Here is an 18,468-nt window from a genome sequence, read left to right as displayed (position 1 = left end):
CACACTCTTCCCTGTGACGGACCTGCTCTCGACGCCGGCGCGGCCGTCGGCGCCCGACGACGGCCCGCCGCCCACGCCCGACGCCTTCCGGCCCGACTGGGCCCGCCTCGTCGACCCCGCGGACGAGCCCCACGAGCGCGAGCTCGCGCACGCCCGGGCCGAGGCCGAGCGGCTGCTCGCCGACCACGGCGTCACCTACGGCACCCCGGGGTCGGACGCGGGCGCGCGCCCCTGGCGGCTGGACCCCGTGCCGGTCGTCGTCGACGACGTCGAGTGGGCGCACCTCGACGCCGCGCTCGTGCAGCGTGCGGAGCTGCTCGACGCCGTGCTGCAGGACGTGTACGGCGCGCGCCGCCTGCTGACCGACCCCCTGCTGCCGCCGTCCGCGGTGCTCGGGCACCCCGGGTTCCTGCGGCAGCTCGACGGGCTGCGGATGCCGGGCGGGCGCGAGCTCGTGCTCACGGCGACGGACCTCGTGCGCGCCGCGGACGGGACGTGGTGCGCGGTCGCCGACCGGACGCAGGCGCCGTCGGGTGCGGCGTACGCGATGGAGGACCGGCGCGTCGTCGCACAGGTGCTCGCCGGCGTGTACCGGCAGGCGTCGATCCAGCGGCTGGGTCCGTTCTTCCACGCGCTGCGGCAGGCGCTGCGCGACGCGGCCCCGCGCGAGGCCGAGGAGCCGCGGGTCGCGCTGCTGTCGTCGGGCGCGGGCGGCGAGACGGCGTTCGACCAGGCGTACCTCGCGTCGATGCTCGGCCTGCCGCTCGTCGAGGGCAGCGACCTACTGGTCCGCGAGGGACGGGTCTGGATGCGCGGCCTCGACGGCCTGGAGCCGGTCGACGTGCTGCTGCGCCGCGTCGACGCCGAGTGGTGCGACCCGCTGGACCTGCGCGCGGGCTCGCGGCTGGGCGTCCCCGGGCTGGTGCGGGCGGTGCGCGCGGGCACGGTGAGCGTCGTCAACCCGCTCGGCAGCGCCGTGCTGGAGAACCCCGCGCTGCTCGCGTACCTGCCGCGCCTGGCCCGCACGGTCCTCGACCAGGACCTGCTGCTGCCCTCGGCACCGACGTGGTGGTGCGGCGAGGCGACCTCGCTCCAGCACGTCGTCGCGCACCTCGACCGGCTCGTCGTGCTGCCGACCGCGCGCGGGCCGGAGCACGCGGCCGTGCCCGGGTGGACGCTGAGCCACCGGGAGCGTGCCGACCTCGCCGCCCTGATCGCGGCCGAGCCGTGGGCGTGGACGGCGCAGGAGGCCGTCGGGCCGGCGGGCCCGGTGGTCGACGACGCCGCGCTCGCCGTCGGCAGCGACCTCGCCGGGGTCGCGGACCCCCCGGAGGTGGGACGGCACGGGTCCGCGCCGGCATCCGGTGGACCGCGGGCGGCCGTGCTGCGCGCCTTCGCCGTCGCGCACCGCTCGTCGTACACGGTCATGGCGGGCGGCCTGGCGCGGGTCGCCGCGGGGCACGTCGTCTCGTCCGCGTCGGGGGCGGTCGCCAAGGACGTGTGGGTGCTCGCGCCCGCCGCCTCGGACGTCACGGCGGACACCGAGGACACGACGGCCGACGCCGTCGTGGGGCGCGTCCCCGCGACGGGCACCTCGCCGCGCACGGCCGAGAACCTGTGGTGGATGGGCCGGTACGCGGAGCGTGCCGAGGACCGCGCGCGCGTGCTGCGCGTCGTCGCCGACCGCTGGGACGACTTCCACCGTCGTCCCGCGTCGGTGGGCGGGCGGGCGCTCGCGGTGCTGCTCGCGAGCCTGACGCCCGACGCGCTGCCGGAGGAGCGCGACGACGACGCGCCCGTGCCCGTGCCGGCCGGGCCGCCCGCGCTGCGCGCCCTCGCGCTCGACCCCCGCCCCGCGGGGACGGTCGCACGGTCGGTCCGCCGCCTCGCGGCCTGCGCGGCGGCGGTCCGCGACCAGCTCTCGACGGACACGTTCGGCCCGCTCGCGCGGATCGAACGCGCGCTGCGCGACGAGCGGTGGCGCGAGCCGGAGGACGGCGACGACCTGCGCGCGGTGACGGCGGGGCTGCGGCCCGCCCTCGACCAGGTGCTCGAGGGCCTGCTCGCGGTCGCGGGCATCACCGCCGAGGGCCTGGTGCGGGACGTCGGGTGGCGGCTCCTCGACGCGGGCCGCCGGGTCGAGCGCGCGCAGCACGTCGTCGAGAGCCTGCAGGCGACGCTCGTGGACGAGCGGTCCGCGACGGTGGACCGGCTGGTGCTGGAGTCCGTGCTCACGGCCCACGAGTCGGTCATCACGGCGCGGCGGCGCTACCAGTCGGGCGCGCGCGTGCCGCAGGTGCTCGAGCTGCTGGTCCTCGACCGCACCAACCCCCGCTCGCTCGCGTACCAGCTCGACCGGCTCGCCGACGACCTCGCGGCGGTGCCCGTGCCGCACGCGTCGACGGACCAGCGCGACCACCTCCTGGGCGACGTCGCGGCGCTCGTCGAGGAGCTCGACCCGGCGACGGCGGCCGTCGTCGGCGCGGACGGGCGGCGCGAGCGGCTCGCGGAGACGCTCGAGTCGATGCGGTGGCGGCTGCGCGCCGCGGCCGACGAGATCGAGCGCGTGCACTTCGTCCGGGCGGCGCCGGGGCAGGCGCTCGAGGGGGCGTGGGACGCATGAGCCGCACCTACGACCTCGTGCACCGCACGACGTACGCCTACGCCCAGCCGGTCACGGACTCCTACGGCCGCACGACGCTCACCCCGCGCGACGTGCCGGGTCAGAGCGTGCTGTCCACGACGCTGGAGATCGACCCGGCGCCCGCCGACACCGCAGCGCACGTCGACTACTTCGGCAACCGCTCGACGTACTTCGCCGTCACCGAGCCGCACACCCGCCTGGTCGTGACGTCCCGCTCGACCATCGAGGTGACGCGCCCGCAGCCCGAGCCCGACCGGCTGCCGACGATGCCGTGGGAGGAGGTCGCGCAGGCCGTCGCCGGCGGGGTCTCGACCGTCGACGAGCACGCGCTGGTCCGGCTGCGCGAGGCGCTGCTCCCGTCGCCGCACGTGCGGCGGACCGCGGCGGTCCGGGACTGGGCGGCACCGACCATGACGCCGGGGCGGCCCGTCGGCGAGGTGCTCGTCGACCTCGCGCACCGCATCCGCACCGAGCTCGCGTACCGCTCGGGCTCGACGACGGTGCACACCACGCAGGACCAGCTCCTCGCGCAGCGGGCGGGCGTGTGCCAGGACTTCGCCCACCTCATGATCGCCGCGCTGCGCCTGCACGGGCTGCCCGCCCGGTACTCCAGCGGGTACATCGAGACGCGTCCGCCCGCGGGGCGCGAGAAGCTGCGGGGAGCCGACGCGTCGCACGCGTGGGTGTCGGCGTGGGCGCCCGGGTCGGGGTGGGTGGAGATCGACCCGACGAACGACCAGCTCGTCGACGACCGCTACGTGCTGCTCGGGTGGGGCCGCGACTACCACGACGTCCCGCCGCTGCGGGGCGTGATCTTCACCGACGGGCGCGGCGCGACGCCGACGGTGCAGGTGGACCTCGTGCCGGCGGGCAGCGACCCGTTCGTCTGAGCCCCGGCGAGCCGACCGCCGCCCCGGACGGTGCGCTCCGTGGGTGGTGCGTGGCACCATCGCAGACGTGACCACCACGCCCGCCGACGCGCGTCTGGCCGACCTGGTCCGCCTGCGCCGCGTGCGGGACCGGATCGACCGGGAGTACGCGCAGCCCCTCGACGTCGAGGCGCTCGCGCGCGGTGCGCACATGTCCGCGGGTCACCTGAGCCGGCAGTTCAAGGCGGCCTACGGCGAGTCCGTCTACGCCTACCTCATGACCCGGCGCATCGAACGCGCGATGGCGCTGCTGCGCCGCGGTGACCTCAGCGTCACCGCGGTGTGCTTCGCGGTCGGCTGCCAGTCCCTCGGCACGTTCAGCACCCGGTTCACCGAGCTGGTCGGCGTGCCGCCCAGCGTGTACCGCGCGCAGTCCGCGCACGCCGTCGAGGGGTTGCCGTCGTGCGTCGCCAAGCGCGTCACGCGACCGGTCAGGAATCGAGAAGCACCCGCTCGCGACCCGCGCCTAGCGTGAACGTCATGGACCTCACCATTCACACCACGTTCCTTCCCCACGACGACCCGGAGACCTCGCTCGCGTTCTACCGCGACGTGCTGGGCTTCGAGATCCGCAACGACGTCGGCTACGGCGACATGCGCTGGGTGACCGTCGGCCCCGAGGGCCAGCCCGGCACGTCGATCGTGCTGTACCCGCCGGCCGCCGACCCCGGCACGACCGAGGACGAGCGCCGCACGATCACCGAGATGATGGCCAAGGGCACGTTCGCGACGGTCGTCCTGGGAACTCCCGACGTCGACGCCGCGTTCGAGCGTCTGTCCGGTGCCGGGGCGGAGGTCGTGCAGGAGCCCACGGACCAGCCGTACGGCATCCGTGACTGCGCGTTCCGCGACCCCGCCGGCAACCAGATCCGCATCAACCAGCTCTGAGCCCGCGGTCCTCCCCGCGTCCTCGGCGCTGCACCCGTCCGGACCCGTCCGCACCGCAGACCCGCACCGCCGACCCGCACCGCCGACCCGCACCGCCGCCGACCCGGCACCGCCGCCGACGCAGGGAGACCGCATGACCACCGCCCCGACCACCACGCAGCCCGCGCACGAGCCGCACGTCGCGGACCGCCACGACCTCATCCGCGTGCACGGCGCCCGCGAGAACAACCTCAAGGACGTGAGCGTCGAGCTCCCGAAGCGCCGGCTGACGGTGTTCACCGGCATCTCGGGCTCGGGCAAGAGCTCGCTCGTCTTCGCGACCATCGCGGCCGAGTCGCAGCGGATGATCAACGAGACGTACAGCGCGTTCGTCCAGGGCTTCATGCCGTCGCTCGCACGACCCGACGTCGACCTGCTCGAGGGCCTGACGACGGCGATCATCGTCGACCAGGAGCGCATGGGCTCCAACCCGCGCTCGACGGTCGGGACCGCGACCGACGCGAACGCGATGCTGCGCATCCTGTTCAGCCGGCTCGGGAAGCCGCACATCGGCTCGCCCAACGCGTTCTCGTTCAACGTGCCGTCGGTGCGCGGCGCGGGCGCGATCACGGTCGAGCGCGGCGAGGGCCGCACGAAGACCGAGAAGGCGTCGTTCACCGTCCTCGGCGGCATGTGTCCCCGCTGCGAGGGCATGGGCGCCGTGACCGACTTCGACCGGACGGCCCTGTACGACGAGACCCTGTCGCTCAACGAGGGCGCGCTGCGGGTCCCCGGCTACACGATGGACGGCTGGTACGGGCGGATCTACCGCGGCAGCGGGTTCTTCGACCCGGACAAGCCGATCGGGAGGTACTCGGCCAAGGAGCTCGACGACCTGCTCTACAAGGAGCCGACGAAGATCAAGGTCGAGGGCATCAACATCACGTTCGAGGGGCTCATCCCCAAGATCCAGAAGACGCTGCTGTCGAAGGACGTCGACGCGATGCAGCCGCACGTCCGCGCGTTCGTCGAGCGGGCGGTGACGTTCCAGACGTGCCCCGAGTGCGAGGGCACGCGCCTCGCGCCCGAGGCCCGCTCGTCGAAGATCGCGGGCAAGAGCATCGCCGACGTGTGCGCGATGCAGATCAGCGACCTCGCCGGCTGGGTGCGCGGGCTCGACGAGCCGACCGTCGGGCCGCTGCTCGACGGCCTGCGGCACCTGCTCGACGCGTTCACCGAGATCGGCCTCGGCTACCTGTCGCTCGACCGCCCGTCCGGAACCCTGTCCGGCGGCGAGGCGCAGCGGACCAAGATGATCCGGCACCTCGGCTCGTCGCTGACCGACGTCACCTACGTGTTCGACGAGCCGACGATCGGCCTGCACCCGCACGACATCCAGCGCATGAACGACCTGCTGCTGCAGCTGCGCGACAAGGGCAACACCGTGCTCGTCGTCGAGCACAAGCCCGAGGCCATCGCGATCGCCGACCACGTCGTCGACCTCGGCCCGGGTGCCGGGACCGGCGGCGGGACCATCTGCTACGAGGGGACCGTCGAGGGCCTGCGCGCGAGCGGCACCGTCACCGGGCGGCACCTCGACGACCGGGCGCGGCTCAAGGAGTCGGTGCGGTCGTCGACCGGCGCGCTCGAGATCCGGGGGGCGTCGACGCACAACCTGCGCGGCGTCGACATCGACGTGCCGCTCGGCGTGCTGTGCGTCGTGACCGGCGTCGCGGGGTCGGGCAAGAGCTCGCTCGTGCACGGGTCCGTCGCCAGGCGGGACGGGGTCGTCGTCATCGACCAGGGCGCGATCCGCGGCTCGCGCCGCAGCAACCCCGCGACCTACACGGGCCTGCTCGACCCGATCCGCAAGGCGTTCGCGAAGGCCAACGGCGTGAAGCCGGCCCTGTTCAGCTCGAACTCCGAGGGCGCCTGCCCGACGTGCAACGGCGCGGGCGTCATCTACACCGACCTCGGCGTCATGGCGACGTTCGAGTCGACGTGCGAGGAGTGCGAGGGCCGCCGGTTCCAGGCGTCGGTCCTGGAGTACACGCTCGGCGGCAAGGACATCGCCGAGGTGCTCGCGATGCCCGTCGCCGAGGCCGAGGAGTTCTTCGCCTCGGGTGACGCGCGCACACCCGCCGCGCACGCGATCCTCGACCGGCTCGCCGACGTCGGCCTCGGCTACCTCACCCTCGGCCAGCCGCTCACGACCCTGTCCGGCGGCGAGCGGCAGCGGCTCAAGCTCGCGACGCAGATGGGCGAGAAGGGCGGCGTCTACGTGCTCGACGAGCCGACGACGGGCCTGCACCTCGCGGACGTCGAGCAGCTGCTCGGGCTGCTCGACCGGCTCGTGGACTCCGGGAAGTCCGTCATCGTGATCGAGCACCACCAGGCCGTGATGGCGCACGCCGACTGGATCATCGACCTCGGCCCGGGCGCCGGCCACGACGGCGGGCTCGTCGTCTTCGAGGGCACGCCCGCCGACCTCGTCGCCGACCGCTCGACGCTCACCGGCCGCCACCTCGCGGAGTACGTGGGCGCCTGACGTCCCTCGACGGGCCGCGCGGGGGGACGTCCGCGCGGCCCGTCGGCACGTCCGCGCGTCAGCGCAGGTCGGTGCGGCTCCGCTCGGCGAGCTCCTCGGCCGGGACGACGAAGCCGCCGCTGTCGACGACCGTGCCGCCCGCGACCCGCCACAGCGTCGCGGCGACCCGTGCCACGGATGGCAGCACGCGCGAGCGGGCGATGAGGTGCAGCTGCGACGGCTGGTCGTCGGGACCCTCGACGTCGCCCGGCGGCTGCCACTCCACGCGGTACGCCCACGTCCCGTACTGCCGCTGGTCGACGGTCGACAGCACGAGCGGGACCTCCCGCGCACGCGACGCCTGCACGGTGACGACCCCGTCGTACTCGAACGTGGCCGCGAGCGAGAAGGGCTGCGTGCCCGGGTCGGCCTGCGTCGGCTGCGGCAGCTCGGTCGGCCCGACGCGCGCCCCGGCGAGCGCGGGGCGCAGGAGCGGCACGACGTCTTGCGGCGGAAGGGGCACGGCGGACCAGAGCGTGAGCCCCACGGCCGACGCGGGGTCGGGCGCGACGACGCGGGAGCCGTCGGCGGGCAGGACTGCTCCCCCGACCCGGCGCGCCGCGGCGACGGTCCAGCCCAGGGCCAGGTCGTCGCGACCCGGTACGGGCACGTGCGCAGCGGGCACCTGCCCGCCGGCCCCGGTCCGGCCGTGCGGCCCGCCCGCCCCGGCGGGGACCACGGCGGCGGTCGCGCCCGTGCCGACCGCGGGCAGTCCGCCGGTGGCGAGGTCGGCCGCCGCGACCGCGCTGACCGGGGCCGTCGCGGTCTGGTCGGCGGTCGAGGTGACGCGCAGCTCCCAGGCGTCGAGGGGGCGGACGCCGAGCCCGAGGGCGCGGCTCGTCGCGTCCTCGACCGGCAGGGGGCCGTCGAGCGTGGTCGTGGCGTCGAGGCGCAGGACGCCCGTGGTGGGGGCGGGCGCCTCCGCGACGATGCCGCGGAAGCGCGCACCCCGGAGCTTCACGACCGCGGGCTGCTCGGCGGGGTCGACCGGGCGGCGGTCCCAGTCGGCCGCGGGGAACCAGGCGGCCGCGAGCGCTCGCACGTCGGTGCCGGGCGGGACGACCAGGAGGTGCCGGCCGGCGAGGTGCACGGGGAGGACCTCAGCCAGATTCATGCGCGGACAGTACTGCGCGTGTGCTGCGGGGATGTTTCGCGCGAACGCATGGATCGGCGCGTCCGCCCGACACGCCGTTCCCCCAGGTCAGCGCCTAATCGCTTCACCCGTCCACACCGTGACCACCCTGTACACACCGCTGTGGACAAACCCTGTGGACAAAACTTGCGGCCGACCGCGCCCGGCCGCGCCGGCCCGCACCCGAGGGTTGCGGGCCGGCGGGCGACGTCAGGCGCGGACGTCGTGGAGGTGGTGGACGACGTCGTGCAGGAAGTACTGGCCGAGGGTGCGGACCGTGAACACCGAGCCGTTCGAGCGGCGGCCCGGGCGCTCGGTCTGGTCCGGGCGGACGGTGTCGAAGCGCGCCGCGATCGCGTCCGCGGCGTCGGCCAGCTCGTCGGCCACGACGACCGGGTCCTGCAGGTCGTACCGGTCCTCGAGCGCGGTGGCGTCCTGGTCCCAGTTGGGGAACAGCGGGTCGTCCTCCTCGAGGAGCAGGCGCAGGCGCTCGTCGAAGATCCGCAGGACGTCGCGCACGTGCGCGCCGTACTCGAGCGTGCTCCACACCGTCGGCTCGGGTCGGACGCGGGCGTCGGCGCGGCTGAGCGCGGAGATCCAGCGGGGCGTGAGGTCGCGGACGGTCCCGCCGACCGCGTGCACGTCGACGTCGGCGGCCGCGAACCCGCACTCGGGGCACGGCTCGCGCAGCACCCACGTCCAGTCCTTGGTGTCGGGCTCGATCGTGGGGATGGGTGCGGCGGAGGGGGCAGCGGCGGGTGCGGTCGTCGGCTCGCTCGTCATGGACGCACGCTAGACGCTCCGCCGCACCGTGTCGTGGTCGGTCCACACCCCCGACACGACGTGTGGCGCCCGGTCGACGGCACGCGACGGGATCTCGTCGTCAGACGACGCCCGCGTCGTGCAGCGCGAGGTACTCGTCGTCCGTCAGGAGCCGCGAGCGCAGCAGGAACCGCACCCCCTCGGGCGCCTCGAGCGAGAACCCCGCGCCGCGGCCCGGCACGAGGTCGATCGTCAGGTGCGTGTGCTTCCAGTACTCGTACTGCGCGCGTGTCATCCACACCGGCACGGACGCTCCGTCGCCCAGGTCGAGGTCGCCGAGGTGCACGTCGACGTCCCCGAGGATGAGGTCGCCCGCCGGGTAGCACATGGGCGACGACCCGTCGCAGCAGCCCCCGGACTGGTGGATCATCAGCTCCCCGTGCCGGCCGCGCAGCGTCCGCAGCATCCCGAGCGCGGCGTCGGTAGCCGCGACCCGCTCCGGCAGGTCCATGGCCCGCCTCCTCCCCGTCCGCGCGCGCACTCCGCGCACGCACCGGCGACGCGGTCGCGGCGACGGTTCCCCTCCGACCCCCGCCGCGACCGCGCGCCCGCTCGTCAGAACAGCCCGAGCGACTCCTGCGTGTAGGACACCAGGAGGTTCTTCGTCTGCTGGTAGTGGTCCAGCATCATCTTGTGGTTCTCGCGGCCGACGCCCGAGCCCTTGTAGCCGCCGAACGCGGCCGCCGCGGGGTACGCGTGGTAGCAGTTCGTCCACACACGGCCGGCCTGGATGTCGCGGCCCGCGCGGTACTGCGTGGCGGCCTCGCGCGACCACACGCCCGCGCCCAGGCCGTACAGGGTGTCGTTCGCGATCGAGATCGCGTCCTCGTAGTCGGAGAACGACGTGACCGCGACGACGGGCCCGAAGATCTCCTCCTGGAAGACGCGCATCGAGTTCTTGCCCTCGAAGATCGTCGGCGTCACGTAGTACCCGCCCGCCAGGTCGCCCGACAGCTCCGCGCGGTGCCCACCGGTGACGACGCGCGCCCCCTCGGACCGGCCGATGTCGAGGTACGACAGGATCTTCTCGAGCTGGTCGTTCGACGCCTGCGCGCCGACCTGCGTCTCGGTGTCGAGCGGGTCGCCCTGCCGCATCGCCTCCGTGCGGGCCTTCGCGGCGTCGAGGAACTCGTCGTAGATCGACTCCTGGATGAGCGCGCGCGACGGGCACGTGCAGACCTCGCCCTGGTTGAGGGCGAACATCGCGAACCCCTCGAGCGCCTTCTCGTAGAAGCCGTCCTTCTCGCGCGCGACGTCGGCGAAGAAGATGTTCGGGCTCTTGCCGCCGAGCTCCAGGGTCACCGGGATGATGTTCTGGCTGGCGTACTGCATGATCAGCCGGCCCGTCGTGGTCTCCCCCGTGAACGCGACCTTGCGCACGCGCGGCGACGACGCGAGCGGCTTGCCGGCCTCGACCCCGAACCCGTTGACGACGTTCACGACGCCCGGCGGGATCAGGTCGGCGACGAGCTCCATGAGCAGCAGGATCGACGCGGGCGTCTGCTCGGCCGGCTTGAGCACCACGGCGTTGCCCGCGGCCAGCGCGGGCGCGAGCTTCCACGTCGCCATGAGGATCGGGAAGTTCCACGGGATGATCTGCGCGACGACGCCCAGCGGCTCGTGGAAGTGGTACGCGATCGTGTCGCCGTCGATCTCGGAGATCGACCCCTCTTGCGCCCGGATCGCTCCCGCGAAGTAGCGGAAGTGGTCGATGGCCAGAGGGATGTCGAACGCGAGCGTCTCGCGCACGGGCTTGCCGTTCTCCCACGCCTCGGCGACCGCGAGCATCTCGAGGTTCGCCTCCATGCGGTCGGCGATCGCGTTGAGCATGACGGCCCGCTCCGTCGCGGTCGTCCTGCCCCACGAGCGCGCGGCGCCGTGCGCCGCGTCCAGCGCGCGCTCGATGTCGTCCGCGTCGCCACGGCCGACCTCCGTGAAGGTCCGCCCCGTGACCGGCGTCGGGTTCTCGAAGTACCGGCCCGACGACGGCGCGCGGAACTCGCCGCCGATCCAGTGGTCGTACCGCTCGCGGTAGGAGACCAGGCTGCCGGGCTGTCCCGGCGGTGCGTAGACGGTCATCACGCCTCCCTTGCGGGGTCCGCGGGCGGGGGCTCGTGGCGCGCCCGGGGCCGTGGCGTCGTTGCCACGACGGCGTCACGCTAGGCGCCCGCACGTTGCACGACCGTTGCAGGGACGTGCGCCACCGGCGGTTTGACAGACAGCGCACCTACTGTCCATGCTGCATATAGACAGTAGGAGAGGTGAGTGCATGCGCATCGTCGTGTCCAACAGCGCGGACGCCCCGCTGTACGAACAGGTCGCCGAGCAGGTGCGGGAGGCCGTGCTGACCGGCGAGCTCCGGGACGGGGACCCGCTGCCCTCCGTCCGCGCCCTGGCCCGCGACCTGCGGATCTCCGTCATCACCACCACGCGCGCGTACGCCGAGCTGCAGGCGGCCGGGTTCATCACGACCGTCCCCGGCAAGGGCGCGTTCGTGCTCCCCGTCGACTCGGCCCTCGTGCGCGAGCAGCTGCTGCGCCGCGTCGAGGACGGCCTCGGCGCGGCCATCGACGCCGCCCGGCTCGCGGGTCTCGGGCGCGACGACCTCGTCGCGATGCTCGACGCGCTCCTGACCGACGGCGCCGTCGGCACCGCTGCCGACGTGGCGCACCCCGAGCGGGAGGCATGATGACGGACCTCGCGGTCGCGATGGACGGCGTGACCGTCCGCGTCGGAGGCTTCGCGCTGCGGGACCTGACGTTCGCGCTGCCCACCGGGTACGTGCTCGGCGTCGTGGGGCCCAACGGTGCCGGCAAGACGACGACCATCCGCACCCTGCTCGGCATCCTCACGGCGGACGCGGGACGCGTCGAGGTGCTGGGTCGCACGCTGCCGGCGCCCGACGACCTGCGCCAGGACGTCGGCGTGGTGCTCGACCGGCCGACCTTCGTCGCGGACTGGCGGCTCGACCAGGTCGAGCGCGCGCTGCGCCCGTTCTACCGCCGCTGGGACCGCGCGCGGTACGCGGAGCTGCTCGACACCTTCGGCCTCGACCGCCGCGCCCGGGTCGCGTCGCTGTCGCGAGGGATGGCGATGAAGCTGCAGATCGCCGTCGCACTGTCCCACGACGCGCGGCTGCTGCTCCTCGACGAGCCGACCAGCGGGCTCGACCCCGTGGCCCGCGAGGAGCTGATCGGCATCCTCGGCGACTACCTCGTCGACGAGGGCCGCAGCGTGCTGTTCTCGACGCACATCACGACCGACCTCGAACGGATCGCCGACCACCTCCTCGTGCTGCGCGACGGGCGCGTCGTGCGCACCGGGACGCGCGACGACGTGCTCGCCGCCTACCTGCTGGTGCGCGGGAGCGCCGAGGAGCTCCCTGCCGACGGTCTCGTCCCGCTGCACGGCGCGCGCCGCACCGCCGTCGGCGTCGAGGCGCTGGTCGACGCCGACGACGTCCCTCTGCTCGGCCCCGGTGTCGTGGTGGAGCCCCCCACGCTCGACCAGATCGTGGTGCACCTCGGCACCGTCGACACCACCCGTGCGGCGGTCCCGGCATGACCGGGCTCGTCGCCGCCGTCCGCCTCGACGTGCTGACGGTGCGCCCGTACGCCCGCCAGCTCCTGCTCGTCGTCGCGGCGGTCGCGTGGATCGCCCTCATGAGCGGCCCTCCCACGGCCGTCGTCGCGTCCGGCTCGGTGTTCGCCGCACTGGTCGCCGCGTACCCCTTCGCGATCGGCGACAAGCACGACCTCGACACCCTCCGGGCGGTCCTGCCCGTCGCGCGCGGCACGCACGTCCGTGCGCGGTACGCGGGGAGCCTCGCGCTGTACGTCGTGGCGCTGGCCGTCTGCGTCGCCCTCGCCCTCGGGACGTCGGTCGCCCGGCACACGCCGCCCGCCCTCGGGGAGCTCGGGACCGTCGTCGCCGTCGGGTACGCGCTCTACGCGCTGCTCGTCGGGCTGCAGCTCCCGGTCTACTACGCCCTCGGCTACACCCGCGGCCGGATGGTGGCCTACCTGCCGCTCGTCGTCCTGTCGGCGGCCGTCGCCGGGAGCGCGGCGGTGCTGGGCGACCGCGCGCCCGACCTCGACGCGTGGCTGACGACGCGTCCGGCGTCGCTGGTGCCGGCCCTGCTGGTCGGCGGCACCGCGCTCCTCGTGCTGTCGTGCGCCGTGTCGCTGCGGCTGGACGCACGACGAGCCGCCCAGCAGCGCTGACGGCACGCGCGCCGGAGGTCGCCGCGCCGTCGGCCGCCGCAGCCGCCCGCCTGCTCGTCGCCCTCGTGCACCGCGGTACGGCGGGCTCAGTCCGGCCGGGGTGCGGACGCCAGCGCGTCGGCGCACGCCGCGAGCGTCGACCACAGGTGCCGCTGGTCGCCGGGCGGGAGGCTCGCGACCATCGTCCGCTCCACCTCGGCGACGACCCGGCTGGCCGCGGTGAGCAGCTCCCGGCCGGCGGGGGTGAGCTCGGACGGCATGGCCCGCCCGCGCCGGGCCGTCGCCGGACGCGCCAGCAGCCCGCGCTGCTCGAGCCCGTGCAGCACCGCGTGCATCGACTGCCGGGTGACGAACGCGCCGCGGGCGAGCTCCGCGGCGGACAGGCCGGGCCGCTGACCGAGCAGCTCCAGGCACGAGTACTGCGGGACCGAGAGCGACAGGGGCCGCAGGGCGACGTCCATCGACGCGCGCAGCGCCGCCGCCGCGCGCTTGAGGACGTAGCCGATCGAGGTGTCGAGCTGGACCTGCGTCGTCTCCATGTCAGGAGTTTGACATAGGGTGCCGATGTCAAGAACCTGACATTCCAGGAGGAGCACCATGCCCACCATCACCGGTCCCGACTTCGTCGCCCTGCAGGTCCGCGACGTCGACGCCGCCGCACACTTCTACGAGACCCGGCTCGGCCTCCGGCGCGCGCCGACCAGCCCGCCGCACGCCGTCGTGTTCGCGACCACCCCGATCGCCTTCGCCGTCCGCGCGCCGCTGCCGGGCACGGACCTCGCGTCGATCAGCCCGCACCCCGGCGCGGGCGTCGCCCTGTGGCTGCGCGCCGACGACGCGCAGGCCCTGCACGACGAGCTCGTCGCGGCCGGCGTCGTGATCCTCACGCCGCCCGTCGACGGACCCTTCGGCCGCACCTTCACGTTCGCCGACCCCGACGGGTACGCCGTCACGATCCACGACCGCGGGTGACCCCACCGGCCGAGGGCGGTCGGGCAGCATGGGCGCATGACGCGCACCACCGTGACGGCCCCCTCGGCCCCCGCAGCGATCGGTCCCTACGCGCACGCGGCGCACGGGGACGGGCTGCTGTTCCTGTCCGGTCAGACGCCGATCGACCCGGCGACCGGTGCGCTCGTCGACGGCGACGTCGCCGTCCAGACGCGGCGCGTGCTGGCGAACCTGCAGGAGGTGCTCCGCGCGGCGGGCGGGAGCCTCGACGACGTGGTGAAGACCACCGTCTACCTGGTGTCCATGGACGACTTCGCGGCCATGAACGCGGCCTACGCCGAGGCGTTCACGGATCCGTTCCCGGCACGCACCACGGTCGCGGTCGCGGGGCTCCCGCTCGGCGCTCGCGTGGAGATCGAGGCCGTCGCCGCGAGGTCGTCGACGCCGTGATGCACCGTCTCGCCGCCAACCGGTACGCGCTGCCCGTCGACGAGGCGTACACGCGCGCGCTGGTGCACCGCCACCACCTCGACATCACGCCCTGGCCGTTCGCGGCCCTGCTGCCCGACGCGGTCGTCGCCGACTGATCCCCGGGCGAACCCGGCGTGGTCGCAGCACGCTCGGGCGGTCAGCCGGCGCGGGGTGCCGCGAGGCGGCGCGCGAGGAGGTCGAGGCGGCCGCGGGCCTGCACGTGGGCGGGCGTGCCCCGCGGGGCGAGCACCGTGAGGCGCTGCCACGCCTGCCAGTCGTCGGCACCGTCGTCGGATGACACCCACCGGGACACCGCACCCGGCTCGGGGCTGGCGAGCACGGCGGCACGCAGGTCGGCGCGCAGGTCGTCACGGATGCGCTCGACGCCCGGGGAGGTGGAGCGGGGCAGGACGACGCCGGGGTGGTTCGACAGGGCCGCAGCGACGTCGCCGACCTCGAGCAGGCTCCGGACGGTGTCGACGTCGGTGCGCAGGGGCGCGGTCAGCCGGTAGGGGCGGGACTGGGACAGGAGCGGGCCGACGACGCGGCGCAGCCGGGACACCTCGGCGCGGACGGTGACGTCGGACAGGGCGTGGTCGCTGAGCTGCACGGCGAGCTCGTCGCCCGTCAGCCCGGTCGGGTGCTGGGCGAGCAGCAGGAGGATCTCGGCGTGCCGCAGCGACAGCCGCACGTCGCGGCCGCCGAGGTGCAGCGTCGGGACGTCGGGGCCGAGGACGCGCAGCCGCCCGCCGGCCACGCGACCGCCGGCGCCGGTCAGGGCGGTGACGAGCCGGTCCGACGGCACCTGGAGCACGGGCGGCGCGAGACGCGCGAGCTCCGCCTCGACGGCCGCGACCGTCGCCCGGACCAGCGACATCACGACCGCGCCCGCGACGACGGGCCCGCCGGTCACGTCGAGCACCCCGAGCACCTGACCGGACGGCCCTCGCACCGGGGCCGCCGCGCAGTTCCACGGCTGCACGGGGCGCGCGTAGTGCTCGGTGCCGACCACCTGGACGGGCCGCTGCGTCGCGAGCGCGGTGCCCGGGGCGTTCGTGCCCGCGCAGTCCTCGCGCCACACCGCCCCCTCGACGAACCCGACGCCCTCGACCCGCCGCCGCACGTCCCGGTCCCCCTCGACCCACAGCAGTCGACCCGTGTCGTCCGCGAGCGCCGTGACCCAGCCCGCGTCGGCGCCGGGCCGCACGAGCAGGTCCCGCACGACCGGCATCGCGACGGCCAGCGGGTGCGCGCGCCGGTACGACGTGAGCGCGCGGCCCGTCATGTCGACGGGCGGCGCGGGGACCTCCGGGTCGACGCCGCTGCGGGCGCTGCGGCGCCACGAGTCCGCGACGAGGCGGCGGACGTGCGCCCCCGCGAGCTGCCCCGTGGTCACGAAGCGCTCGTGGGCCGTGCGCACGGTGTCGTGGTGCGGCATGACACTCCCCTCGACCACTGCGTCGAGCACCCCTCGGCCTGACCTCCGAGTGTACGAATCGTCCGTTCTGCGCGCGCGGCCGTCTCCCCACGCGTCCGGGTCGGCGTGTACGTGGCGCGCCGCCCCGTGCACCTTCCCTGCGGGGGGCGCGTCGGCGACGGCCGTCGGCGGGTGGCGGGGACGCGGTACCGCGTCCGGGGATGACGTCCGGCACAGGGACGCCCGGGCAGCATGCCGTGCCCTATCGCGCAGCCCGCGGAGCCGTCGGCACCGGACGTGACTAGCCTGACGAGTGTCGAGGGGGACGACTGTGGCCGAGCGCATCTGCGAGGTGTGCGGGACGGCGAACCCGCCGACGGCGGAGTTCTGCCGGACGTGCGACACGTACTTCGGCTGGGACGGCGAGCACGGGCCGCCCGGCGGCACGACGGCGCCCGGGTCGGGTCCGGCGTCGACGCCGGGATCGGGCGTGCCCGGCGCGACCGGTCCCGTGGTCACGGGGACGTCGGCGGCCGGTCCGGGCGGCGGCGCGACGACGGGTGGCGCGTCGGCAGGCGCCGCTGCGGCGGCAGCGGGCGCGACGACGGGTCCGGCGGCGACCGGCGGTGCGACCGCGACGACGGAGCCGCGTCCCGAGGAGCGCGCCGAGGTCCCGGTCGTGTCGCCGGACGCGGCGGCCGTGGTGGTCGGACCGGGCAGCCCGGGGACGTTCACGCTCTCGCTGAAGAACGCCTCTCCGGTCGTCGACGGCATCGTCGTGCACGCGCAGGCGCCGCCGCCGTGGCTCGACCTCACGCACGACGACGCGAACCTCATGCCGGGTGAGGCGCGCACCGTCACGGTGACGCTCGCGCAGCGCGCCGGCACCATGGTCGCCGCCCAGACGGTCACGGTGCCGCTGCTCGTGCGCTCGTCCCTCGACCCGTCGAAGGCCGCGCCCGTCGCCGTCCAGGTCACGGTGCCGCGGTACGGCCCACCGCCGACAGCGACCGCCCGCCCGCACCTGCTGCAGCTCCAGGACGCGACCGAGGGCACGTTCACGGTGACGCTCGACAACCGTGCGGCGAACTTCCCGCGGCACTACCGGCTGGCCGTGCAGGACGCGGAGGACGTCGTGCGCGCGGACGTGGTGCCGCCGTCGGTCGACGTCCCGGCCGGCGAGGCGGTCGACGTGCGCGTGCGGTTCACGGCGCCCGCGCCGGCGCCCGGCCGCGAGGCCACCCGGCAGCTCACGGTCGAGGGGTCGGACGAGGACGGCCCCGTGTCGGCCGCGGTCACGGTCGTGCAGCGGACGTCGCCCGAGGTCGCGCCCGAGCCCTTCACGGTCCGGATGGAGCCGAGCCACCTGCGCGCGGAGGGCGACCAGGCGGTCGCGTTCGACGTGATCGTCGACAACCGCGCCGCGAGCGAGGCGGTCGCGGTCGAGCTCGCGGGCCGGGACCCGCAGCGGCTCGTCGCGTTCTCGTTCGGGCACGCGCAGTTCGTCGTCCCCGGCGGCAAGGCGATGCGGGTGCACGCGCTCGCCCGCACGGCACCGCCCGCTCCCGGCACGTCGGCGTCCCGGCCCTTCTCGGTGGTCGTCACGGACGGCGAGCGCGAGGTCGAGTCCCCGGGGCTGATCGACGTCACGGCGTCGGCGTCGCCGATCACGACGGCGCGGCTCCAGGTGCACCCCGCGACGCTCACGACCGCGGCCCGGACCGGGACGTACACGGTCGACGTCGACAACCGCGCCGGGGCGTCCCCGTTGCAGGTGCAGCTCTCGGCGGCCGACGAGATGGGCCGTGCCCGGCTCGCGTTCTCGCAGGACCGGGTGTCGGTGCCCGCGGGTCAGGTCGGACGCGTCCAGCTGCGGGTGGACTCCCCGCTGCCCGACGGCGGCACCACGGCGTCGCGCGGCGTGCGCGTGGTCGCGACGGACGGGACACGGTCCGTCGAGGCGCAGGCGACGTTCACGCAGACGGCCCGCGACTGGCGGCCCGTGGTCAAGCGGTGGCTCGTCTGGCTCGGCGCGATCGCCGTGATCGCGGGCGCCGTGCTGCCGTGGACGGCCGGCGAGGTCGTCGACCTGGAGCTCGTCGTGGAGGCGGCGGCGGGCGGCGACACGCAGGCCGTGGGCCTGGCGGCGGCGATCGCGTCGACGCTGCTGGTCGCCGTGCTGGCGCTCGTGATGCTCATGGGCCTCAACGGCTCGGGCGGGCGGCTGATCCGCGGGGCGGCGATCCTCATCGCGCTCCTCGCGGTCGCGGCGCTCGTCGTCGAGCAGTCGGCGATCGACCGGGCGGTGGTGACGACGGGCGTGCCGATCATCCTGCTGGGGGCGGTCCTGGGGTTCGTGGGCGGGGTGTTCGCACGGCCGCGCGGGGGCCGCTGACGCGGGTGCTGACCGGCCGGCGGACCCGTG

Annotated in this window: 18 protein-coding genes; 12 read left to right on the top strand and 6 right to left on the bottom strand. The window is 75.0% G+C overall.

Annotated features, from left to right (window positions below):
* Positions 1–13 precede the first annotated feature (13 nt).
* The 5 genes from CELF_RS01445 to CELF_RS01425 all read left to right on the top strand — a co-directional run bounded on the left by CELF_RS01445 (position 14) and on the right by CELF_RS01425 (position 6,988).
* The gene (locus tag CELF_RS01445; protein ID WP_013769467.1) at positions 14–2,623 is read left to right on the top strand and encodes a circularly permuted type 2 ATP-grasp protein; all 2,610 of its coding nucleotides are present in this window, start codon (positions 14–16) and stop codon (positions 2,621–2,623) included.
* Positions 2,620–3,534 carry a transglutaminase family protein gene (locus CELF_RS01440; RefSeq protein ID WP_013769466.1) on the top strand — a complete coding sequence of 305 codons (915 nt, stop codon included), beginning with the start codon at positions 2,620–2,622 and terminating at the stop codon, positions 3,532–3,534. The genes CELF_RS01445 and CELF_RS01440 overlap by 4 nt, the downstream gene beginning before the upstream one ends.
* Positions 3,535–3,601: 67 nt before the next feature.
* A complete protein-coding gene (locus CELF_RS01435) occupies positions 3,602–4,048 on the top strand; it encodes a helix-turn-helix transcriptional regulator (protein WP_041553688.1) in 447 nt (148 codons plus the stop codon).
* Between the two features lie 5 nt (positions 4,049–4,053).
* Positions 4,054–4,461: a VOC family protein gene (locus tag CELF_RS01430; protein WP_013769464.1), complete on the top strand. Its 408-nt coding sequence runs from the start codon at positions 4,054–4,056 to the stop codon at positions 4,459–4,461.
* 133 nt (positions 4,462–4,594) lie between these two features.
* Entirely contained in the window at positions 4,595–6,988 is a 2,394-nt protein-coding gene (locus CELF_RS01425; protein WP_013769463.1) for an ATP-binding cassette domain-containing protein, read from the top strand.
* A 58-nt stretch (positions 6,989–7,046) separates the two neighbouring features.
* Here the strand turns inward: CELF_RS01425 and CELF_RS01420 are convergent, their stop codons facing one another.
* The 4 genes from CELF_RS01420 to exaC all read right to left on the bottom strand — a co-directional run bounded on the left by CELF_RS01420 (position 7,047) and on the right by exaC (position 11,060).
* Positions 7,047–8,141: a hypothetical protein gene (locus CELF_RS01420; protein ID WP_013769462.1), complete on the bottom strand. Its 1,095-nt coding sequence runs from the start codon at positions 8,139–8,141 to the stop codon at positions 7,047–7,049.
* Between the two features lie 228 nt (positions 8,142–8,369).
* Entirely contained in the window at positions 8,370–8,942 is a 573-nt protein-coding gene (locus CELF_RS01415; protein WP_013769461.1) for a DinB family protein, read from the bottom strand.
* A 100-nt stretch (positions 8,943–9,042) separates the two neighbouring features.
* Positions 9,043–9,432, bottom strand: a complete 390-nt coding sequence (locus CELF_RS01410) for a DUF779 domain-containing protein (protein WP_013769460.1) — start codon at positions 9,430–9,432, stop codon at positions 9,043–9,045.
* Positions 9,433–9,536: 104 nt separating this feature from the next.
* A complete protein-coding gene (gene exaC / locus CELF_RS01405) occupies positions 9,537–11,060 on the bottom strand; it encodes an acetaldehyde dehydrogenase ExaC (protein ID WP_013769459.1) in 1,524 nt (507 codons plus the stop codon).
* A gap of 190 nt (positions 11,061–11,250) precedes the next feature.
* Between exaC and CELF_RS01400 the strand changes: the two genes are divergently transcribed.
* Genes CELF_RS01400 through CELF_RS01390 form a run of 3 tightly spaced genes read left to right on the top strand, consistent with a single transcriptional unit; the run spans position 11,251 to position 13,204 of the window.
* Positions 11,251–11,670 carry a GntR family transcriptional regulator gene (locus tag CELF_RS01400; RefSeq protein ID WP_013769458.1) on the top strand — a complete coding sequence of 140 codons (420 nt, stop codon included), beginning with the start codon at positions 11,251–11,253 and terminating at the stop codon, positions 11,668–11,670.
* Positions 11,670–12,545: an ABC transporter ATP-binding protein gene (locus tag CELF_RS01395; RefSeq protein ID WP_013769457.1), complete on the top strand. Its 876-nt coding sequence runs from the start codon at positions 11,670–11,672 to the stop codon at positions 12,543–12,545. Before CELF_RS01400 ends, CELF_RS01395 begins: the two co-directional genes overlap by 1 nt.
* Positions 12,542–13,204 carry an ABC-2 transporter permease gene (locus CELF_RS01390; RefSeq protein WP_013769456.1) on the top strand — a complete coding sequence of 221 codons (663 nt, stop codon included), beginning with the start codon at positions 12,542–12,544 and terminating at the stop codon, positions 13,202–13,204. The genes CELF_RS01395 and CELF_RS01390 overlap by 4 nt, the downstream gene beginning before the upstream one ends.
* Positions 13,205–13,290: 86 nt before the next feature.
* On the opposite strand, the gene CELF_RS01385 is transcribed toward CELF_RS01390, so the two are convergent.
* Positions 13,291–13,803, bottom strand: coding sequence for a MarR family winged helix-turn-helix transcriptional regulator (locus CELF_RS01385; protein WP_126297638.1), 513 nt, complete (start codon positions 13,801–13,803; stop codon positions 13,291–13,293).
* Between CELF_RS01385 and CELF_RS01380 the strand changes: the two genes are divergently transcribed.
* From CELF_RS01380 to CELF_RS20295, 3 genes are read left to right on the top strand one after another with little or no spacing between them, the layout of a single operon-like run.
* Positions 13,802–14,176 carry a VOC family protein gene (locus CELF_RS01380; protein WP_013769454.1) on the top strand — a complete coding sequence of 125 codons (375 nt, stop codon included), beginning with the start codon at positions 13,802–13,804 and terminating at the stop codon, positions 14,174–14,176. The two genes, CELF_RS01385 and CELF_RS01380, sit on opposite strands and share 2 nt — an antisense overlap.
* A 36-nt stretch (positions 14,177–14,212) precedes the next feature.
* Positions 14,213–14,605 carry a Rid family detoxifying hydrolase gene (locus tag CELF_RS01375; RefSeq protein WP_013769453.1) on the top strand — a complete coding sequence of 131 codons (393 nt, stop codon included), beginning with the start codon at positions 14,213–14,215 and terminating at the stop codon, positions 14,603–14,605.
* A complete protein-coding gene (locus CELF_RS20295; protein ID WP_157457157.1) occupies positions 14,602–14,742 on the top strand; it encodes a hypothetical protein in 141 nt (46 codons plus the stop codon). Before CELF_RS01375 ends, CELF_RS20295 begins: the two co-directional genes overlap by 4 nt.
* 41 nt (positions 14,743–14,783) lie before the next feature.
* Here the strand turns inward: CELF_RS20295 and CELF_RS01370 are convergent, their stop codons facing one another.
* The gene (locus CELF_RS01370; protein WP_013769451.1) at positions 14,784–16,064 is read right to left on the bottom strand and encodes a helix-turn-helix domain-containing protein; all 1,281 of its coding nucleotides are present in this window, start codon (positions 16,062–16,064) and stop codon (positions 14,784–14,786) included.
* 310 nt (positions 16,065–16,374) lie between these two features.
* On the opposite strand from CELF_RS01370, the gene CELF_RS01365 reads away from it, so the two are divergent.
* The gene (locus CELF_RS01365; RefSeq protein ID WP_013769450.1) at positions 16,375–18,438 is read left to right on the top strand and encodes a COG1470 family protein; all 2,064 of its coding nucleotides are present in this window, start codon (positions 16,375–16,377) and stop codon (positions 18,436–18,438) included.
* Positions 18,439–18,468 lie beyond the last annotated feature (30 nt).

Source organism: Cellulomonas fimi ATCC 484 (assembly GCF_000212695.1).
GTDB classification, from domain to species: Bacteria; Actinomycetota; Actinomycetes; order Actinomycetales; family Cellulomonadaceae; genus Cellulomonas; species Cellulomonas fimi.
Note: the sequence above shows the minus strand (reverse complement) of the source record. Positions and strands in the feature narration are given on the sequence as shown.

Bases quoted from the DNA above. Each gene is read 5' to 3' on its own strand.
- CELF_RS01440 (WP_013769466.1), top strand. From the start codon at position 2,620: ATGAGCCGCACCTACGACCTCGTGCACCGCACGACGTACGCCTACGCC.
- CELF_RS01430 (WP_013769464.1), top strand. From the start codon at position 4,054: ATGGACCTCACCATTCACACCACGTTCCTTCCCCACGACGACCCGGAG.
- CELF_RS01425 (WP_013769463.1), top strand. From the start codon at position 4,595: ATGACCACCGCCCCGACCACCACGCAGCCCGCGCACGAGCCGCACGTC.
- CELF_RS01420 (WP_013769462.1), bottom strand. From the start codon at position 8,141: ATGAATCTGGCTGAGGTCCTCCCCGTGCACCTCGCCGGCCGGCACCTC.
- CELF_RS01415 (WP_013769461.1), bottom strand. From the start codon at position 8,942: ATGACGAGCGAGCCGACGACCGCACCCGCCGCTGCCCCCTCCGCCGCA.
- CELF_RS01410 (WP_013769460.1), bottom strand. From the start codon at position 9,432: ATGGACCTGCCGGAGCGGGTCGCGGCTACCGACGCCGCGCTCGGGATG.
- exaC (WP_013769459.1), bottom strand. From the start codon at position 11,060: ATGACCGTCTACGCACCGCCGGGACAGCCCGGCAGCCTGGTCTCCTAC.
- CELF_RS01400 (WP_013769458.1), top strand. From the start codon at position 11,251: ATGCGCATCGTCGTGTCCAACAGCGCGGACGCCCCGCTGTACGAACAG.
- CELF_RS01395 (WP_013769457.1), top strand. From the start codon at position 11,670: ATGACGGACCTCGCGGTCGCGATGGACGGCGTGACCGTCCGCGTCGGA.
- CELF_RS01390 (WP_013769456.1), top strand. From the start codon at position 12,542: ATGACCGGGCTCGTCGCCGCCGTCCGCCTCGACGTGCTGACGGTGCGC.
- CELF_RS01380 (WP_013769454.1), top strand. From the start codon at position 13,802: ATGCCCACCATCACCGGTCCCGACTTCGTCGCCCTGCAGGTCCGCGAC.
- CELF_RS01385 (WP_126297638.1), bottom strand. From the start codon at position 13,803: ATGGTGCTCCTCCTGGAATGTCAGGTTCTTGACATCGGCACCCTATGT.
- CELF_RS01375 (WP_013769453.1), top strand. From the start codon at position 14,213: ATGACGCGCACCACCGTGACGGCCCCCTCGGCCCCCGCAGCGATCGGT.
- CELF_RS01370 (WP_013769451.1), bottom strand. From the start codon at position 16,064: ATGCCGCACCACGACACCGTGCGCACGGCCCACGAGCGCTTCGTGACC.